Source organism: Stieleria magnilauensis (genome assembly GCA_007753675.1).
In the GTDB taxonomy this organism is placed as follows: domain Bacteria; phylum Planctomycetota; class Planctomycetia; order Pirellulales; family Pirellulaceae; genus Stieleria; species Stieleria magnilauensis.
The window spans coordinates 1189809-1209514 of record CP036432.1 but is presented as its reverse complement, the minus strand read 5'-3'; the positions used below and the strand labels follow the sequence as shown (position 1 = coordinate 1209514).

The following is a 19706-nucleotide window of genomic DNA, read 5'->3' as shown; positions in this document are numbered from 1 at the left end:
ATCAAGCCTGAGCAGGATACGCCACGTATCCTGCTCTTCATCATTCTGCCCCGTATCATTCTGCCATCTCTCCTCCCACCCTCCTGCCACCATCGTTTTGCCACCTCCCCGCATCACAGTTCCTCCGGCCAAGACCTATTTTCCACGCGGTTTCAACTTCAATTTGACCACTTTCATGCTGCCGGGTTCCACCTTACCGATCTCCTGTTCCCAGGTACCGTCGCTCAGCAGGTAATCGTTCGACTCGATGGAAACCATGTACTCGGCCGAGGTGATGTTTTCAAACACCACCTCCGTCTCACCGGATTTCGCCGTCTGGGCGCTCAGACAGTTGCTTCCGACGCGTTGCAGAAAGACATACACAGGTTCGGCACTACTGCCTGGGCGTGAGAGCTGGACCTTCAGGTCGGCCGGACTCGACAGGGTGACGGACGTGTTCGTTCCGTTCCATGCGAGTTGCTCGGTCCCCTTGCCATCCTTTTCAACAATCAAGACTCCGTCGGCAAATGGGATCGCCGAGAATTGAACGTTCCCGTCCGCATCCGATTTGCCATGCAGACGCCGACGGACAAGCGGGTGCGCATCGAGCGGACGATTTGGGTCTTCGGGCACCAACCAGACATCCGCTCCTGCAATGGGTTGCGCCGCCTGATCGATTACCGTGATGACTGCATCGCTCGCCGGCTTCAGTTGCAAATTGATCAAGGCGGCTGATTCCAGCTCCGCGAGCGCCACCGCATCTGCTCGGGACATAACGGCGTCTTGGTATCCCGGCGCGGCGGCGACGAGTCGGTACGTCCCGCCTTTTTTCAGCCCCGTGAACTCAAAACGGCCATCGGCGGGAGTGAACAAGCACGCGTTTCCAACCGGACCACCGCTGATAATCTCTTCACCCGGCTGCCAATCACGCGGCCACTGGAACGACAGTTCAAATTCCGTCGCCGGTTCTCCGTCGGGCAGCAACACGCGGCCACGTATCGCCCCTCGGCCGGGATCCGGGTCGTCGGACGAGAGCGCGCGAATTCCGGGCGAGTCCGTTTCGGGCGGTGCCGCGTGATCACCATCGACGGAAAAGTCGACTTCCGCGATTTTCGCCGTACCGATCGACACCGTGTGGGTCTCCCACGAAGCCCCACCCGCGGTCTTGTGGGAATAGGTACTGATGCGCACGGGGCGATCGATCGGCATGCCGTCGATGGAGTAGTCCCCATCGTTGTCGGTGAGTTGCTGCATGGCCGGCTGCAGGCTTTGGTGGCCGATCAGTAAACCGACGGGGTTGCCCGCAACGGGTTGGCCGGCTCGATCAAGGATCCGCCCATGAATTCGACCGCCCGTGTCCAGCTTGACCACCAGACGCTCTTGGTCTCCGGAGTAGAGATCAACCTCGATCGCTCGACGGGCAAATCCCGGTGCAACCACGACCAGACGAGTGAGCCCTTTTGGCAGGCCGCCGATCCGGCAACGACCGTCCGCCGCATCGACGATACGACCATCCGTCAAGAACAGGCGCGCACCGGAAATCAAATCACCGGATGATCGATCCCGAACCTCGAATTCCGCCGCATGCCCCGATTGCAGGCTGATGGTGACGTCGCCGTCTTGGGACACCTTTCCCGATCGCCCAAATCGATCGCCTTTGAACACGGAAAGGTTCCACGAACGGATTGCCATTCGCGGATCGATCGGCAGCGTGAGTTGAAAACGCCCGTCCTGATCCGTCACGACTTTTTCGCGTCCGCCGATCCGTCCGTAACCGACCGCCCAGACCTCGGCGTCCCCGACCGGCATCCCGTCGTCCATCACCTGTCCGCGAACCACTTTCACGTCGCAATCGCTGATCCGACCGGCACTGCCAGGCAAATCGGGTGTCATCGACCAGATGCTGCCGGCGATCGAATCACCGACGCGCTCAACTTCACCCGTTCGCGCCGCCTCCGGCGCGCAGCCAAATAGAAACGTCACCACGCCTAACAATCCGGCCGCCAGACAGCCGCTCATGCAAGACCATCGCGCAGTGCACCGACGCGATTGACGGCGGTGTTGCAACAACCAGTGAAGCCGTTTTGTGAGCGAGGTTTGGCTGGTCCATGCGCCCACAACCGACAAGACCGAAGGAGTGGCATGGAGCGATCGCGCCAAATCAATCATTCCGGTGGAATAGGCATCGACCGATGTCGACTTTGACGCCATCGCATCGGCCACGTGTTCCGAAGCCATGATCGCCGATCGTCTCAGCAACCAATAAAACGGATTGATATACAACACCGGAATCGCGAAGTTCATCATGGCGCGCGTAAAGGCATCGCCTCGTTGAAGATGGATCGCCTCATGCCGAAGAACATGCCGGCGGTGCTCACTGTCGGCGACCAGCGGCGGCAAAACGATCCGTGGCCGAACGATTCCACAGCAGAACGGTCGACTCGCTCGTGGACTGACCAGCAGACGAACACGCGGGGCGACCTCGCTGGAACACTCCGGCCGCGCCGCCGATTCGATCCAATGCAGCCGCAATCGCCCGATCAATAAGAAAAGCACACAGAGTCCGGCGCCGGCCAGATAAGCGTCTGTCAACAACCCTCGCCATCGAATCGACGAACGCATGCTTGACACCGGCCGCACAGAACGGGGCGCGGCGGATACGGCTGCAACCGAGTCGTCGATCGCCGGCGGATCGACCTGACTCTGTGCTGTCACTAGGGTTGGCGATGCTTCGATGATCGTCGACGACCGGATCGTTTGCAGTTGCCTTGTTGTTTCAAAAACGACAGGACGTGGAATCGGAACAAAAACCAAGCCCACCGCCAACAGCGACAACGCGATCCCTCCCTCGCACCACCGCTGGCGTCGCTGCGGGCTGCGCTGTGCCAAACTGCCTAGCCAGCAGAAAAACAACACGACCGCCGAACTGATCCAAACGGAATCGAGCCATTCAAAAGAGAAGTCAGACATAATCAATCTCGATGGATGTGGACGTGTCGTGAAACCAACTCTCGCTACGATCGTCAGCGGGATTTCTTTTTGCCGGCTCGATGTTGCTTCAACAATTCCTCAAGTCGTTGCAACTCTGCTTCACTGGGCGGCTTGGCGTCGAAAGCGCTCTGCACCAGCGCGTCGACCGCTCCGTCAAACGCGCGTTGCACCAGCGACGATACCAATCGACCGCGGGTGCGTTTCTCAGCGACAGCCGCTTGGTAAACGAATGCCCGCCCCTGTTGCCGATAGGTGACCAGCTTTTTTTCGGTCATCAACCGCAGGAAGGCTTGCACGGTGTTTTGAGCCAACGCTTCGCCCTGCCCACGCAATTCCTCGTACACCTCGCGCACGGTGCACTCACCGCGCGCCCAGAGGACGCCGAGGATTTGCAGTTCACGATCGGTAGGCAGTTGCTCAGACATCCGGTTCTCCTAGGCTCCTTGTCACCTTGCGTTTCGGGTAGTGGACGAGGCGACGAGTCCACTGCTTGGTTCTCGGGTAGTGGACGAGGCGACGAGTCCTCTGCAGTCGGCATATTGGCAAAGGACTCGTCGCCTCGTCCACTACGCGAAAAATATGCTGAGACGGAAGACTAGTGCCTTACGCTTAATTCCTTAAGCTTAACGGTAGCGGCTCGTCTGTCAAGAAGTAAATCTTTCGAGGCAACGCCCTGACGTCACCCGATCGCTACAGACGTCACGGATCCCCTGATTGTCAGTCCTTGGCTAATCGCGAGGGCAAACCCGCAGGTTTCACTCCACTGAGGGTTTGCCCCCAGCCGTTATCAACAGAAATCGGTATCCGGTGACCGCGCATGTCTCACACAAACGCCCACCGTGAATGTCGATCTCCCCCCGAACCACTCGGCAGCCGGCGCCTCCCCAACGTTCGTCGGCTGCACGGAGCCGTTGAACGATGACGCCCATGAATCTCTCCCAAAAGCCGCTTCGACGGCGTCTGTCCGAACAGCTTGAAGAACGCCTGCTATTCGATGCCGACGTCGCAGATTTCGTCGCACTCGATGCGACACCGGACGACACCGGGATCGCCAATCCAGATCGCCCAGACGAACGAGCGCCGGAAATCCAGACGATTTCGAATGCCAACGCCCGCGCCCAGCAAGCCAACTCCGATGACACCCCCGGAACTCGCGATGACGGCGGCGACGGGGAACGAGAGATCCATCGGGGACAGCTCGACACAAAGTCACTCTGGGGTGACACGACGCAAACACAATGGCTTGGCAAACTGGCCCCGGCGACGGCTCCGACACCAAACGTCTCCCTTCAACTGCCATCAGAAGCGTTTCTCAACGAAGGGTTTCAATTCGCCGTCAGCTTCGACAACACGTCCACGACACCCTCGGACGCCGGATTCGCGCCCTACTTTGATCTGCACGTACCGCAAGGAATTCGCATCAACCACGCCACGATCTTCGGCGGGACACTGACCCCGACCGTGGCAGGCAGATTCGATGTCAATGGAGATCTTATCGACGATAGCGGCAATCCCATCCTGCATCCGGTGACGGGACAAACGGTATCCGGCACTGCCGGCGACACCTTGCTGGTGTATCAATTGCCGTTTGGAAGCTTTGTCCCCGAACAGCCCGATGCCACCGTTCTTTTGACCGCAACGCTTAGTAAGGCAGACGGAGCGTCCGTCGGCACGCCGCTGGATCTGTCTGCGGTCGGTTTCTTTGCACTGGGCAACGATCCGCTCGACAACCGAATGACCGATCCACCGATTCTGGGCACGGCGGTGACAGGGTCTGTCACGCCGACGGTGTTGCATTTGGTGAAAACCAGCGACGCCGCCGAGGCGGAGCGGAGCACGGGCCCAAACTTCCCCATCACCTACACGTTGACGTTAAAACTGGCCGAGGGCGAAACGGTCGAACAGGTTCTGGTGGAAGACATACTGCCTCACTCGTACGTCTATGTCCCCGGATCGCTTCAGGTCATCACGGCGGGCGGTTATTCGACGACGGAGCCCATCGCTGGATCCCCGCAAAACCCGCCCGGAAACCGGCTCACAGTCGATCTGGGCAACCTGACCGGATCCGGCGGGCTCGACGCGGTGATCAGCTATCACGCCTGGATCGACCGCACCGATGCCGACGGCAATCCGGTCCTTGATGCTGCAAGCGGCGACGACACGATCGCCGTGAATGATGCGGTGGTCACCGGGGTCTATCAATCAGCTCCGATGACCGACAACGACAATTCCACCGATACCGCCATTTCGCAACAATCGTTGTCGATTCAACAGTCCGTCTCCATCGTCCACGACACCGGAGCACGCGGTGCGACTCCCGGCGACACGCTGGAATACGTCATGCACTTTCAAGTCTCGGACTATTTCGAGTTCGCCGACCTAGTCGTTCAAGACACTTTGAGCGACGGTCAATTGTGGGACGATTCCTTCCAGCCGCACTTTGTGATACGCGAGCAAGGCCTCGTTACCAGTGGGACGTTCTCTCCAACACAACACTCCGTCACCAAGCACACCTCCGGAACCGGAGCGACCGAAGTTCGCTTCGACCTCGCGTCGGTGATCAGCGATGGCATCCTGACGGGCGACCTCTTTGACGATGCGGTTTCAGACGGCGGCACGACGGTGGAAATCCGTTTCCGGACCGTCATTGAAGAAGACTTCACGACGTACTTCCTGTCGGGGGACCGATCGGTCGATGCCGGTGATCCGTTGGCCAGTTCGGTCACGGTGACCGGTCGCGTGCGCGACGGAGTCAACGACACACAGTTCGAATCCGATTCCAGCGGGACCAGCGTCGCGATCGTCGGCCCGACGATCAGCAAATCCGTCTACGCCATCGATGGAGACACGGACAAGCGAAACGACCCGATCATGGCCGGGCAATCGATCACGTACCGACTCGCGTTTTCGATGCCTACCGCCGACTTCGAAAATTTGATCCTGACCGATTTCCTGCCGCTGCCCATCTACAAGGCCACCGAAGTCACCGCGTTCGCAGGCGGTGGCCCTTCCGCCACACCGCCGCCTGCGGGCATGTTCAGCTACGGTCCGTCTCACACGTTGAACCAGGTCGCAGCGAGCACCGACCCTCCGACGCTGGCGGTCGATGGTGACTCCAACAGCGTCCATTTCAACTTTGGAAATTTTGATGTCATCAATAGTGACGCGGAAACCATCGAAATCCTGTTCACCGTCACCGCGCAGGACATGCGGTTTGACGACGGGTTGTTACTGACCAACCAGGCGATCGCAACGTATCAATTGACTACGACGGAAGTCCGCTCGTCGAACACGATCACCCAAAACCTCGCCGCGGCGCCCGAATTAACGATCAGCAAGGGGATGGTGTCGACCGATGGCACCAGCCCCAGATTCACTGCCACCCCGGCCCCGACGGCGTTCGCGTCGCCCGGCGACACGGCAATCCCTTTTACCGGTCGGATCACCGGTGCTGATCTGGCCGTCCATCCGATCGATGCCAATCTTCGCGACGTCGATGCGGGGGATCGCGTGAAAGTCGCGATTGCGATCGAAAACTCGGGCGGCGCCGACGGCTTCAACTTGACCATTGTCGACGCTTTGCTGCCCCAATTCGCAATCGCCGCGTCGGGGCTGAATTTGCAAGTCCATCGTGGTGATGGCACGGCGCTGCACTTCACCGGCGATCTGTTTACCACCGGCATCGAGATCACGGACCCATCGGCCGCGGAGGGGGCGATCCAAAAACAAGCCGACGGGGGCAGCAGCGGATCCAACGTGATCATCATCACCTACGATCTTCAGCTCAGTGAGGACGTGGAGATCAACCAGACTTACCAAACCTCTGCCGAGATCATCGCCTACGGTGCGATCGACGGTGGAGCGAATCACGCGGACAGCCTGCCGGCGGGGTCGCTCGCCGACGATGCAACAATCACGGTCCAAAACGTCGCGACCTACCTTTCGATCCTGGCAACCAGCGAGGCGCACACCCGGTTTACCAGCGGCAGCGAGCGTGTCGCAATCGGCGAAGTCATACGCTATCAGCTGGTTGTCGAAATCCCCGAAGGCACATTACCGGATCTGGTGATCCGCGATCGTCTGCGGAGCGGAATGCGGTACCTCGATGATGGCACGGCCACGTTGGCCTTCCTTTCCGACGCCGGCATTTCCTCGGCAAACGGATCGGCCAGGCTGCCGGTCGGCCTCGGCGGCGCCGCAAACTCTTTCGGCGGCACCGTCATCTCACCGACATTCGCACTTCCGGATGTCAATGTCGGTTCAACAAGTAGTCTGAACACTGACATCGATTCCTACAACAACGGCACCGATCCCCAGTTCAAGCTCGGCACCATCGTCAATCGAGACAACGATGCGAACGCCGAATTCATCGTGATCGAGTTCAATGCTCTGGTGCTCAATCACGCCTCGGCACAAAAGAACACGCTGCTGCGCAATGATTTTCAACTTTCTATCAACCCAACGGATCAGCCCGGGCGGCAAACTCTGCGAACCAGCAATCAAGCCAATACGCGCGTCGTCGAACCGACGATCGACGACTTGGCGATCCGTGTTTCTCAACCCAACGCGGACGCCGGAGACAGGGTGACATTCACCATCAATTTCAGCAACGACAACAATGTTAGCACCTCGGACGCCTTTGAAGCTCGACTGACCAGCCTGTTGCCCGACCAATACACCCTGCACACCGGCACGATCCGAGTCCAAAACAGCGGTGGATTCGGAACCATCACCGACCACTCGACCGGCAATCAGGTCAACATCGCGTTGGCCCAGATCCCCAGCGGCGGTCGCGTGACAGTGACCTTCGACGCAACGCTCGAACCGTCCGTACAACCGGGTGAAGCTCTCATCACACCCGCGCATCTGACCTACACCAGCTTGCCGGCATCGGGGACCGTCGGAAACCCGACCGGCAGCCATGTGCCCGGTGGCTCGGGCAGCGGAACGGGCGAACGAACCGGCGCCGGCGGCGTGAATCACCATTTCGACAACGCATCGGCGCTGCTGACCGTGTTCTCACCGACCGTCACCAAATCGCTCGTCTCGACCAGTATCGTCGACGCCAACAACGGGCTGGCGGAAACCGTGATCGGCGAGCGTGCAACTTATGAGTTGGTGGTGACCATTCCCGAAACCACCATGCACCGCGCGGTCGTGATCGACACGCTGGAACCCGGGTTGGTGTTTGAAAGTCTGGATGCCGTGACCGTCGATGACGCAATCGTGTCAGATGCTTCCGGTCCGGTCACGCCGCAGATCAGTGGACAACAGGTTCGATTCGATTTTGGAAATTTGATCAACGCTCCCAACGATGCGGCACCAGAAACGATCACGATCCGTTACACCGTACGCACCGACAACACCGCCGGAAACCAAGGCGACCACGACGGCACAGTGCTCTCCAATGCCGCCAGGGTGACATGGGACCTCAATGGTGTGGCCCGATCGACCGCCAGCGCTGTGGCCGACGTCACCGTGATCGAACCTGATTTAGAATTGGTCTATGTGGCCTCGCCGAACCACGTCGACGCCGGTGATCGCGTGACGCTGGATTTGGTCGTTCGCCACTCCGCTTCCAGTGACACCGATGCGTTTGACGTCATCCTCTCGGAGGTCTTGCCCAGCGAGCTGCAACACGTCTCGCTGGTTTCGGCGATTCATTCCAGCGCCGGCGATCTGTCCTCGCTGTTCCATCTGTCGCCGAGCACCAATTCGGTCACCACCATCGCGGCGGAGGGATTTGATCTTCGCAAGGGCGAAACGTTGACACTAAGAGTGACCGGCTTCGTCAGCCAATCGGTCACCCCCGCGCAAACCTTGACCGGCAATGCTGACGCCCGCTGGACCAGCATGGACGGGGCGACCGCAGTCGAACGCACCGGGGATGGGGGCGTCAACGATTATCGCGCCACCCGCGCGAAGGATCTGCGCATCATTCGCCCGGTCACGACCAAGGAACTGGTGGGAACCAGTATCACCGACGCCGGGAACTCGACGACGGAAGCCGTCATCGGAGAACTGGTCCAATACCGGATCCGCGTTCAGATTCCGGAGTCGACGATCGACGACGCGCGAATCATCGACACGTTGGATCCGGGGCTGGAATTCGTCTCCGTCGACAGTCTCGCGGTAACCAGCGGCGGTGCCGCGACCAACATCATCACCAGCGATGGTGTTCCGATCGGCCCGCTCGCAGCGCACCATCCCTCTGTCGTCGGACAGGAACTGACATTCGATTTTGGACAAATCATCAATCGCGACGCTGACAATTCCAAGATCGAGTCGTTGGAAATTGTCTACACGGCCCGAGTCGTCAATGCGTCGGTCAATCAACAGTCCGAGACCCTCAGCAATGACGTGCAGTTTGTTTGGATTCGTGGTGGCGTCTCGGATGCGACGGCCGTTAGCAGTGCCACGGACGTGACGGTCATCGAGCCGAGCTTGCAAGTCATTCAGTCGGTCAGCACATCGACCGGCGATGCCTTGGATGCGGTCACCTACACTTCGACGATCCGCCACACACCGGACAGCCAGGCCGACGCCTTCGACACGACCTACTCCGCATCGCTGCCGACGGACATGGACATCACGTCGTACACTGTCACGCACAGTGTCCTGGGCGATTTGACTGCCGCATTTGAACTGCTGGCCGGAAACCGATTGCAACTCGAAGCCGGGCAAACGATCGATATCGCGTTGACGGAATCGTTGACCATCGCGGTCATCGGCACGATCGGTGCCGATGTCATGCCGGGTGACCTTCATTCCAGCAACGCGGCCATCGCCTGGTCCAGTTTGAACGGAGACGCCCCCACGGAGCGGACCGGCGTGGACGGTTTTCCGACCAGTGGATCGGCCCCCTTGAACAACTACGCGGCGACCGATGGGACCACTTTCAGCGTGAATCCGATTGGCTTTTCCAAGTCACCGCTCGGCACCAGCATCAATGGTCTCGACAATGGATTCAATGATGCCGTGATCGGAGAATCGGTGACGTATCAGTTGGTAGTCACGCTGCCCGAGGGTGACGCCAAGGCACTCGTGATCTCGGACACAATGGATTTGGGACTAGAGTTTGTTTCGCTCGATTCGGTCATCCACTCCGCCGGCCTCACCTGGACCACCGCGACGTTTTCGCCAGCGATCTCCGGTGACGGCCGAACCGGCGCCCAAACGTTGACGTTCGACTTGGGCGACGTCACCAATTTCGACACCGACAACGGCGTCACCGAATCGATCGTGCTGACCTACACGGCGCGCGTTTCCAATGTTCCGTCCAACGCATCCCACCCCGTCTCGGGCGCAACGATCTTGGACGAATCGGCGACGCTGACCTACAACCACCGTGGGACGCTGAAAACCACCCCGCCGGTGTCAGCCGGTTCTGTCACCGTCCACGAACCTCAGCTCGCTCTTGCCGTCACCGTCAGCGATCACACGCCTTCCCTGAATCAAGTGATCCGCTACACGACGACGATCAGCCACAACGCTGGCAGCAATGCGACCGCTCACGACCTCAGCTTTTTGGACACACTTCCCGCCGGAATGGAGTTGCTGGGGGTGACGGTCACGGGAGCGGGCGTGGAATTTGACGGCTCCGATTCGGGGTCAGTGGCGTTACGACTGGACTCGCTTCCTGTCGGACAAACCGCCACGATCCGGTACGACGTCCGCGTCACCGACAATCTGGCCGCGATCACCAACACGGTCCAGAATGATGCGGTCGTCCATTGGACGTCGTTGCCGGACAGTGTTTTCAGCGGAGACAACAGCGAACGCGACGGCGATGGCGGCCACACCGGGCAAGACGATTACGTGGCAGACGCCCGCGATACATCCACGATCACCCATCCGTTGGTGGAGCTCACCCAAGCAACCGTCGCAACCACGCCGGCCGCGTCGGGAGCCACCGGCAATGTTGACATCACCTACGAGTTGACGATCACCAGCACCGGCAATGATCCATTGACACGGATCGCGATCGACGAAGATTTCTCGACCCTGTTCGGGAACGGATTCATCGACGTGGTAGTCCCGCCGGCGGTGATCCACACGACAGCAGACCGCCCCCTGACGTTAAACACCGCCTACGACGGGACCTCGATCAATCCCTCGATCGTCGACAACTCTGCCGGCGTCTTCAATCGCATGCTGCAAGGCGAATCCGTGACGATTCGATTCACGGTGGAAGTCGATCCAGACGCACCAGGCATCTCGGTCGACAATGGCTCCATGATCGCTCAAGCCCAGGCGAGCGGTGTCGGCGAGGTTTCTGGGTTAACCGCCGTCGACTTGAGTGATGACCCGGATCGTCCGACGAATGTTGAACTGGATCCGATTGCCGACAATGAGCCCGACGATCCGAACATCCACCGGATTCCAATGCTTAGCCTGACCAAGCAGATCATCGGATCGCCCATCCCGTCGGCTAGCGGGGTGTCGGGCAACTACGACGTGACCTATCAAATCCGCATCGACAACAACGGCTCGACTCCCCTCGAGGAGCTGGTGTTGGTGGAGGACCTGCGAGACCATCTGGGCGGCGCCTTTGTCGGAATCGTCTCGGCACCGTCCGTGGTAGACGGTGATGCCAGCGACGTTCCGAAATTGAATGCCGAATACTCCGGGCAGGGAACCGGGACGTCGCTGATCGACGCCGCTGAATCGGGGCGATTGGATTCCGGCCAGTTCCTGGTGATCCGGCTCACGATCGAAGTCGATCCCGATGGTCCTGGTCGCAGGCTCGATTCGGTCCGCGATGACGCCAATGGCGATTTCGAAACCCAAGCCCTCGTCGCGGCGAAGGATCCGGCGACGGGTCAAATGGTCTGGGACCGATCGGACGACCCCACCGATCCGACCAACGTCGATGGTAATCCGGCCAACCCCGATGACCATAGCGACGATGACAATGACCCCGACGATCCGGTGTCGTTGGAATTCGTGGAAATCGGCGTCGCCAAACGCGTCACGCACGTGCAACGGGTTGGGATGTCATCGCTGGTGACGATCCAAATCATGGTCGAAAACACCGGCACGGTTTATTTGCAAAACATCGAACTGCTCGACGATGTCCAATCCCAATTTGGAGACAACTTTGACTCCGTGGTCACCGAGCCCACCATCATTGCAAGTTCCGCAACGGTCGATCCGAACCTGCAGCCCGGATACGCTGACGCCCCGTCACAAAACATGTTTGACGGCAGCAGCGGGCGTCTGGCGCCGGGCGAGCAGATCTTGGTGCAACTGGTGGTGCGCGTCAAACCGATACCCGGTCAAGCCAACGTGGACTTGGTCAATCAGGCGATGGCGGCGGGCATGCCCGTCGATGCGGCGGGCCGTCCCGTGTTGAATCAATCCAACCAAACGATTCGTCGTGTGACCGATTGGTCGGACTCTGGCAGCGATCCGGGCAGTCACAACCCCAACGCACCGGGCGACACCGGCGGCTTCAACGATCCAACGCCGACGTCGCTGACGTACTTTACGTTTGACGGTTTCAACAACTTCAGCAACCCGTTTGATGTTGCCCGACGGTACGAAAGTGAATCGTCGGTGTTCACCAATCGATTGCTCAGCCAAGTGGTGCCCGATCTGGCCACAGACCCGATTTTTTCGGGTACCGCGCGTCCGGGGGCCAGGATCATCGCAACACTTTACGGCTCCGATGGAGATCGAATCGACAGTGCCTCTGTCACGGCTGACATGGGCGGCAACTGGATGATTCAATTCTGGGGCGTCCATCGCGGGGAAGAGGTCCGCGCGGAGTTTGAGGAAATTGGGTGCGCGGTGGAGATGTTTTCGGCCGCAGGTGACGGCATTAGCAGCCGGCCGATGTCCCCAGGGGAAACCCATTATCAATCCCTGCATCCTTGGTCCGCCTACGACGACCGGTACGAATTCAATGCCGTCTACCGCGGGTCGGCTCAAGAGTCGCTTGCCAATGAGCATCGGCGCGCCAATCGACCGATCGGATTTGGGAGCGGGCAGTAAGGGGCGGGCGGAAGGGACCGCTGATTGTGGTCGCATTGCCGCTTATTCTTTCTTCCTCATGCCGAGCGAATGGGCAAAACGATGGGGGCAAAACAATGAAAAGGGGATGGCAGAATGATGGAGAAAGGGGGGATCGATGTATTTGCCTGATCATTCTGCCTTCCCATCATTCTGCCTTCCCATCATTCTGCCTTCCCATCATTCCGCCTTCCCATCATTCCGCCTTCCCATCATTCCGCCTTCCCATCATTCCGCCTTCCCATCATTCCGCCTTCCCATCATTCCGCCTTCCCATCATTCCGCCTTCCCATCGTTCTGCCCCCATCGTTCTGCCCCCATCGTTTTGCTACGCCATCATTCTGCCCCGTATCATTCTGCCACCCCACCTTCCCCCTCCCGGCTCGGCGCGGCGGCAAGGCTTAGCTTGTTGTCGACGGCTTCTGTTACCAGACCGAGTTGCAAGAGTGTTTCGAGCGCCCGGTCGACCCGGAAATCAATTTCGACTTCGATCGCCTCGCGGATCAATCGCTCGCACTTGCGTCTCAGTCTGCGCCGGCTGACCGGTTCGGGTTCGGTCGCCAGCGCATAGTACGCCAGCGAGGCTTCGTTGGTCGATTGGCGGCCGGCTTGTTGAATGATTTGAAACGCGGCGCCGGCGTTGGTATCCAGCTTTTGGAAGTAGAGGTTCCGTGTCAGATCCAACAGATAACGGTTCTTGGTTTGGAAGTAGCTGAAAAAGCTTTTGACACAATAGCCGATCCCGGCGAGGATTAAACCGATGACCAGGGCGGTGGAGTAGTACGCGGCCAACGCAAGTGTCACCAACACGAACCGCGAGATCTTTTGCAGTGACAATAGCCATCCACCCAGGCTGGGCGCGATCACCTTGACGCGATCCAGTTTGCTGAGCCGAACTTGCGTGCCCGGCAACAACATGTCCACGTCCTGTTTGGGAATGTTTTTAAAGATCCGCAGATGGAACTGTCCGGCGGCCAGCATCTCGCCGCGTTCGTGGTCTTCGGCCAGTTGAAAGAGCACGACGAGCCGTTGATAGATGGCAACATCGACCATCTCCATGCGATACAGATTTTGCAGACGCCGTTTGCATCGCCGCCCGATGATGTCCCCTCGAGCATAGACGGCCAGTTGTTGAAAGAGGCCGAAATTCGCACTCATCGGGACACCCCAATGACTCGAAACCCCGACGCATTTCTCGATCTCCTCTTGGCTCAGCTTCTGGTAGGCGGCATCGGCTAAGATTTGATCACACAACGCCATCAGCCGCTGGGAGTGGTCGACGACCTGCTCGCTTTGCAGATCAATCGGGATCTTGCAATCGCTGTCCGGATCCACCGCGTGGTACCGATCCGAAAATTGCGCATGGTACTGCGACGTCTTCGCCGCCACGTGCTCACTGATCTGTTGGACCGCGGATTGAAAGGCCTCGCGTCCCGCTGGATCCAGTCCGGCGGATTTCTCCACCCGGTTGCTCAGGTATTCGACCAAGGTCTGCGTTTCGATCGGCAAAAAGGGTTCGATCGACCAATGCGCCGCGTCTTCATCGATCCACCCCGACGTACTGACTTCGCTGATCCCACGCGTCAGCGGGCCTGTTCCGTCGATGGACCAGTTGGTAAGAATTCGGTCGACCGATCCAGACACGGCAATTGCGCAAAAGCGAAAAGGGACAGAAATGGCGACACCGCCACACCGAGTATTTGAACCGATCCCCCAGCGAGATGATAGCGAGCCGATTCCCGCGGTGGCGGGAGTCGCCCTGGACATGGACGGATTGCTGTTCGATACCGAACGAATTTATTGGCAAGTCGGCGACACGATTTTACAACGTCGCGGACACCGCTACAGTGCGGCCCTGCAGGCACGGATGATGGGGCGGATCGGTACGGCAGCCGTCCAACAAATGATCGATTACCACGCACTGGACGATTCCGCGGAGGAATTGCTGGCCGAATCGGACCAATTGTACGGGGAACTGTTGCCGGGCCTGCTGCGGCCAATGCCGGGATTGGAAGAGTGGATCGATCACCTTCAACGCAGTGGCGTCCCGTTTGCATTGACCACTAGCAGTCGCCGAAAGTGGGTGGACGTGATCTTCGCCGAACTGCACTGGCGGCAATCACTCACCTTTGTGTTGACCGGCGACGACGTCCGCCAAGGCAAACCGCACCCCGAGATGTACCTGACCGCGGCCGAAAACTTTCAGCTTCAGCCGCAACAGATGCTGGTGCTCGAAGACAGCGGCAACGGCTGCGCGGCGGGCGTCGCCGCGGGCGCAAACGTCGTTGCGATCCCCAACGAACACACGCGCGAGCAGGATTTTAGCGGCGCGATGTTGGTCGCCGAATCGTTGCTGGACCAGCGGTTGTGGCAGCTGTTGCGTTAGCGGCCTGTCGATTGAAGCCCGCACGCGTTAGCAAGGCGCCGCGCGGCGTCCCTCGCTCACACTTCGCGTCTGGCAACATTGCGTTGATTTCGGGTCGTGGACAAGGCGACGAGTCCGTGCCGAGATGCCAACTACAGAGGACTCGTCGCCTCGTCCACTACCGCCTACCCGAAAGGCAAGGACTCGTCGCCTCGTCCACTACCCGAAAGGCAAGGACTCGTCGCCTCGTCCACTACCGCCTACCCGATAACCAAGGTGCGGCGGACGACGAGCGACAGACGGGAAGAAGAATCCGGTTCGAAAGAGTGGCGTAAGCTTCCAGCTTGCGATTCCGACGACGCAAGCTGGAAGCTTACGCCACTTGTCGCTACATCGTGGATTGCTTGGAGTCCATCTTTTCACGCAGTTCCTTGCAGGCGTCGGAGGGATTGCTGCACAGGGAGCAACTGGTGCTGCCGTCTTCGTTGGTCTTGTTGGCCAATCCGCCGCAGGAACCGCTGATCGATCGCCGACCGAAAACGACTCCGATCGCCATCGCGAACAGCAGAATGGAAAACACGCCGAAGGTCAGGATGGCGATCGGTACCAGTGCCGCCAACCAACTGGTGGTTTCCGCCGCATCGGGCGCCGCCTGGGCGTACTGAGCCAAAATTCCGGTGCCCACCATTTGATACTCCTTCGCCCCGCTGCGCGAGACGAGCAAGGCATGAAGGTCGTTTTGTGTCGCGATCGCCAAGGCAGGTTCCGGTCCCAGCACATTCAGGGCGGTCGCCCAGCCATCGGCCTCCATGCAGCTCTTGGCGATGACGGTCACCGATGCGAGGTCGTGTTCCACGGGGGAACCGGTCCGCGGATCGATGGTGTGCGAATACCGTTTGCCGTCGACGACATACACGTTGCGGTAGTCTCCCGACGTCGCCATCGCGTTGCCGGCCGGTTCATTCCGCAACATCGGATGGGCGATCATCACGGTGTCCTTGGCGGCATCGGGCAATTGGATACCGACCTTCCAGGCGCCGCCGGGCTTGTCGCCGCTGGTCCGCACCTCGCCACCGATTTCGACAAACACGTCGTGCGCGCCGAGTTCGTCCAGTTTGTCGACCACTCGATCGACACCGTGCCCCTTGGCGATCGACGAGAGATCGATCTGCAGCTCGGGAATCAGCTTTCGCACGCTGGGGGGATCGGTTCGAACTTCCAACTTCTTGTAGCCGACCGTCGCCATCAGTGATTTGATCGTGTCCGGGTCGGGAACCGCCGACGAACGTTCCGTGGGACCAAAGTTCCATGCATTGACCAACGGCGCAACCGTGATGTCAAACGCGCCGTCCGTCTTCTCGGCGATCGATTGAGCCGCCGCGACGACTTGGGCGAATTCGATGCTGACGTCAAACCAGTCGGTGCTCGTCGACTGATTGAATTTGCTGATCTCCGACGATTTCAAATAGGTCGACATCTGGTCGTTGACGCGTCTCAGTTCGGCATCGATGGCGAACCGCAGCGTCTGGTCGTCCAGCGCCCCCGCACCGGCGACTTTGACCATGTACGACGTGCCCATCGTCTTGCCGCGGTACTCGCGAATGGTTCGCGGAGCCGATTCGTCCTGGGCGCTCGCCGGGGACGTGCTGAAACCTGTCAGGGGAAACAAAAGAAACGCGACCAGCAGCAATGCTCGTCGCGTTTGTTGGATCATCATGGTTGTTACCGATCGTTGGGGAATGGACCGTGCCGACTCCATCGTCTCAATCGAGATCAGCCGCCGAAGTCATCGTAGGCGATATTTTCCGGTTCGACACCCAAATCGTCCAGCATGCGGAACACGGCCTGGTTCATCATCGGCGGTCCACAGATGTAGTACTCGATGTCTTCGGGAGCCGGATGCTTGCTCAGGTAGTTGTCCAGCAGCACCTGGTGGATGAACCCTTGATAGCCGTCCCAGTTGTCTTCGGGCAAGGGATCGGAAAGAGCGATGTTGAACTTGAAATTCGGGAAGTCCTTTTCGATGTCGCGGAAGTGATCGATGTAGAACAATTCACGCAGACTTCGGCCCCCGTACCAGTAGCTGACCTTGCGATCCGTCTTTTGCCGTTTGAACAGTTCAAAGATGTGACTCCGCAGCGGAGCCATCCCGGCACCACCGCCGATGTAGACCATCTCGGCGTCGGTGTCCTTGATGAAGAATTCTCCGTAGGGACCGCTGATGGTGGCTTTGTCACCGGGCTTCAGGCTGAAGATCCAGCTACTCATTTTCCCCGGCGGCAGTTCCGGATTTCTCGGCGGCGGGGTGGCGACGCGAACGTTCAGCATGATGATGCCTTTTTCGCCCGGATAGTTCGCCATCGAGTAGGCACGAATCACCGGCTCATCGACCTTCGACACGAATCGCCAGATGTCGTACTTGTCCCAGTCTTCGTGGTACTCTTCTTCGATATCGTAGTCTTTGTAGTTGACGACGTGCGGCGGGCATTCGATTTGAATGTAACCACCGGCCTTGAAATTGACGTCTTCGCCTTCGGGCAGTTCCAGCACGAACTCTTTGATGAAGGTGGCCACGTTGTGGTTGCTACGGACCGTGCAATCCCATTTTTTGGTGTCGAACGCTTCGGCGGGAACTTCGACGTTCATGTCCTGTTTGACGGCCACTTGGCAAGAGAGACGTTCGCCTTCGCGAGCCGCTTTCTTGGAGATGTGGTCTTTTTCGGTCGCCAGGATTTCGCCGCCGCCCTCGTGAACCTTGACCTTGCACTGGGCACAGGTTCCGCCGCCGCCGCAGGCACTGGAGACGAACACGCCGGCATCGGCGAGGGCGCCCAACAGCTTTCCGCCGGCGGGTACTTCGATCTCTTTTTGGTCATTGATCATGATCTTTACGGGGCCTGACGCAACAAGTTGCGCTTTCGCGCCTAAGATCAAGACCACCAACGCCACCACGACCAGGGTGAACATTGCGATGCCAAGGATTACGGTGCCCATATCGGATCGATTTGATTTGAGGTTTCTGAGTATCGTCTGGTCAAAGTTGCTTTCGCTGAACGGACAACAGCCGCGTTAGAGCTGGATTCCGCTAAACGACATGAATGCGAGCGCCATCAGCCCGACGGTGATGAACGTGATTCCTAAACCGCGAAGCGGCGGGGGGACATCACTGTATTTCATCTTTTCTCGAATGCCGGCCAGCGCCGCGATGGCGAGCGCCCAACCGATCCCGCAGCCCAAGCCGTAGGTGCACGACTCGGCGAACGAATAGTTGCGTTCTTGCATGAACAGCGACGCACCCAAGATGGCACAGTTCACCGTGATCAGCGGCAGGAAGATCCCCAGCGTGTTGTAAAGCGCGGGGAAAAACTTGTCCAAGAACATTTCCAGGATTTGAACCATGGCGGCGATCACGCCGATGTAACTGATGAACCCGAGGAAGGTCAGGTCAACGGTCGCGAAGTAACCGGGCGAAACAGGAAGGAATCCCTCCGCCCACGTCAAAGCCCCTTTCTTGAGGAACCAGGCGTAAATGAACTGGTTGGCCGGCACCGTGATCGCTTCGATCACGATCACGGCGATGCCGAGCCCGATCGCCGTTTTGACGTTCTTGCTGATCGCAAGGAACGTGCACATCCCGAGGAAAAACGCCAACGCGAGGTTTTCGACGAAGACGGCTTTCAGCAGGATGCTGAGATGGGTTTCGATGATTTCTGACATGGTTCTATCCTCAGGACTCTTCGATTTGTTCCGGTTTGTATGCTCGGATCAACCAAATCAGGAAGCCGATCAAGAAAAAAGCACTCGGTGGCAACAGCATCAAGTTGTTGGGGTTGTACCAGCCGCCGTTGCGGTCCAGCGGCAGGATGACGTAGCCCATCAAGGTTCCGCTGCCGAACAGTTCGCGGAAGAACGCGACGAACAACAACACCAGGCCATAGCCGAGTCCGTTGCCGATCCCGTCCCAGAAGCTCAGCCAAGGGCCGTTCTTCATCGCAAATCCTTCGGCGCGACCCATCACAATACAGTTGGTGATGATCAAGCCGACGAACACCGAAAGCTGCTTGCTGATGTCGAAGAAGTAAGCTTTCAGGAATTGGTCGACGACGATCACCAGCGAGGCGATCACGGTCATCTGGACGATGATCCGGATGCTGCTGGGGATGTAGGAGCGGATCGCACTGACGGCCAGGTTGCTGAACGCCGTCACGGCGATCACGGCAACGGCCATCACGATCGATGTTTCCATCTTGGTCGTCACCGCCAACGCACTACAGATCCCGAGGATTTGCAAGGCGATCGGGTTGTTGTCGACCAGCGGATCGACGATCACAGATTTTGTAGTTCTTTCAGCCATCTC

The 19706-nt window shown here is 59.0% G+C and carries 9 protein-coding genes; 2 read left to right on the top strand and 7 right to left on the bottom strand.

What is annotated here, in order from left to right; genetic code table 11:
• Positions 1-135: 135 nt before the first annotated feature.
• The gene (locus TBK1r_RS04410) at positions 136-2949 is read right to left on the bottom strand and encodes a M56 family metallopeptidase (protein WP_145207707.1); all 2814 of its coding nucleotides are present in this window, start codon (positions 2947-2949) and stop codon (positions 136-138) included.
• Positions 2950-3002: 53 nt separating this feature from the next.
• Entirely contained in the window at positions 3003-3395 is a 393-nt protein-coding gene (locus TBK1r_RS04405) for a BlaI/MecI/CopY family transcriptional regulator (protein WP_145207706.1), read from the bottom strand.
• A 502-nt stretch (positions 3396-3897) separates the two neighbouring features.
• Here TBK1r_RS04405 and TBK1r_RS04400 point away from each other — a divergent pair.
• Positions 3898-12966, top strand: a complete 9069-nt coding sequence (locus TBK1r_RS04400) for an isopeptide-forming domain-containing fimbrial protein (RefSeq protein ID WP_419580957.1) — start codon at positions 3898-3900, stop codon at positions 12964-12966.
• Positions 12967-13335: 369 nt separating this feature from the next.
• On the opposite strand, the gene TBK1r_RS04395 is transcribed toward TBK1r_RS04400, so the two are convergent.
• A complete protein-coding gene (locus TBK1r_RS04395) occupies positions 13336-14628 on the bottom strand; it encodes a DUF3754 domain-containing protein (RefSeq protein WP_419580956.1) in 1293 nt (430 codons plus the stop codon).
• A gap of 31 nt (positions 14629-14659) precedes the next feature.
• On the opposite strand from TBK1r_RS04395, the gene TBK1r_RS04390 reads away from it, so the two are divergent.
• A complete protein-coding gene (locus TBK1r_RS04390) occupies positions 14660-15370 on the top strand; it encodes an HAD family hydrolase (protein ID WP_145207703.1) in 711 nt (236 codons plus the stop codon).
• 367 nt (positions 15371-15737) lie between these two features.
• On the opposite strand, the gene TBK1r_RS04385 is transcribed toward TBK1r_RS04390, so the two are convergent.
• The 4 genes from TBK1r_RS04385 to TBK1r_RS04370 all read right to left on the bottom strand — a co-directional run bounded on the left by TBK1r_RS04385 (position 15738) and on the right by TBK1r_RS04370 (position 19703).
• Positions 15738-17066, bottom strand: coding sequence for an FAD:protein FMN transferase (locus TBK1r_RS04385; RefSeq protein ID WP_419580955.1), 1329 nt, complete (start codon positions 17064-17066; stop codon positions 15738-15740).
• A gap of 56 nt (positions 17067-17122) precedes the next feature.
• Positions 17123-18343 (bottom strand): NADH:ubiquinone reductase (Na(+)-transporting) subunit F, encoded by a 1221-nt coding sequence (nqrF, locus tag TBK1r_RS04380; protein WP_145207701.1) that lies wholly within the window; start codon positions 18341-18343, stop codon positions 17123-17125.
• Between the two features lie 75 nt (positions 18344-18418).
• Positions 18419-19057, bottom strand: a complete 639-nt coding sequence (gene nqrE / locus TBK1r_RS04375; RefSeq protein WP_372895925.1) for an NADH:ubiquinone reductase (Na(+)-transporting) subunit E — start codon at positions 19055-19057, stop codon at positions 18419-18421.
• A 19-nt stretch (positions 19058-19076) separates the two neighbouring features.
• Positions 19077-19703, bottom strand: a complete 627-nt coding sequence (locus tag TBK1r_RS04370) for an NADH:ubiquinone reductase (Na(+)-transporting) subunit D (protein WP_145207699.1) — start codon at positions 19701-19703, stop codon at positions 19077-19079.
• Positions 19704-19706 lie beyond the last annotated feature (3 nt).

Bases quoted from the DNA above. Each gene is read 5' to 3' on its own strand.
- TBK1r_RS04390 (WP_145207703.1), top strand. From the start codon at position 14,660: ATGGCGACACCGCCACACCGAGTATTTGAACCGATCCCCCAGCGAGAT.
- TBK1r_RS04410 (WP_145207707.1), bottom strand. From the start codon at position 2,949: ATGTCTGACTTCTCTTTTGAATGGCTCGATTCCGTTTGGATCAGTTCG.
- TBK1r_RS04370 (WP_145207699.1), bottom strand. From the start codon at position 19,703: ATGGCTGAAAGAACTACAAAATCTGTGATCGTCGATCCGCTGGTCGAC.
- TBK1r_RS04385 (WP_419580955.1), bottom strand. From the start codon at position 17,066: ATGATGATCCAACAAACGCGACGAGCATTGCTGCTGGTCGCGTTTCTT.
- TBK1r_RS04405 (WP_145207706.1), bottom strand. From the start codon at position 3,395: ATGTCTGAGCAACTGCCTACCGATCGTGAACTGCAAATCCTCGGCGTC.
- nqrF (WP_145207701.1), bottom strand. From the start codon at position 18,343: ATGGGCACCGTAATCCTTGGCATCGCAATGTTCACCCTGGTCGTGGTG.
- TBK1r_RS04400 (WP_419580957.1), top strand. From the start codon at position 3,898: ATGAATCTCTCCCAAAAGCCGCTTCGACGGCGTCTGTCCGAACAGCTT.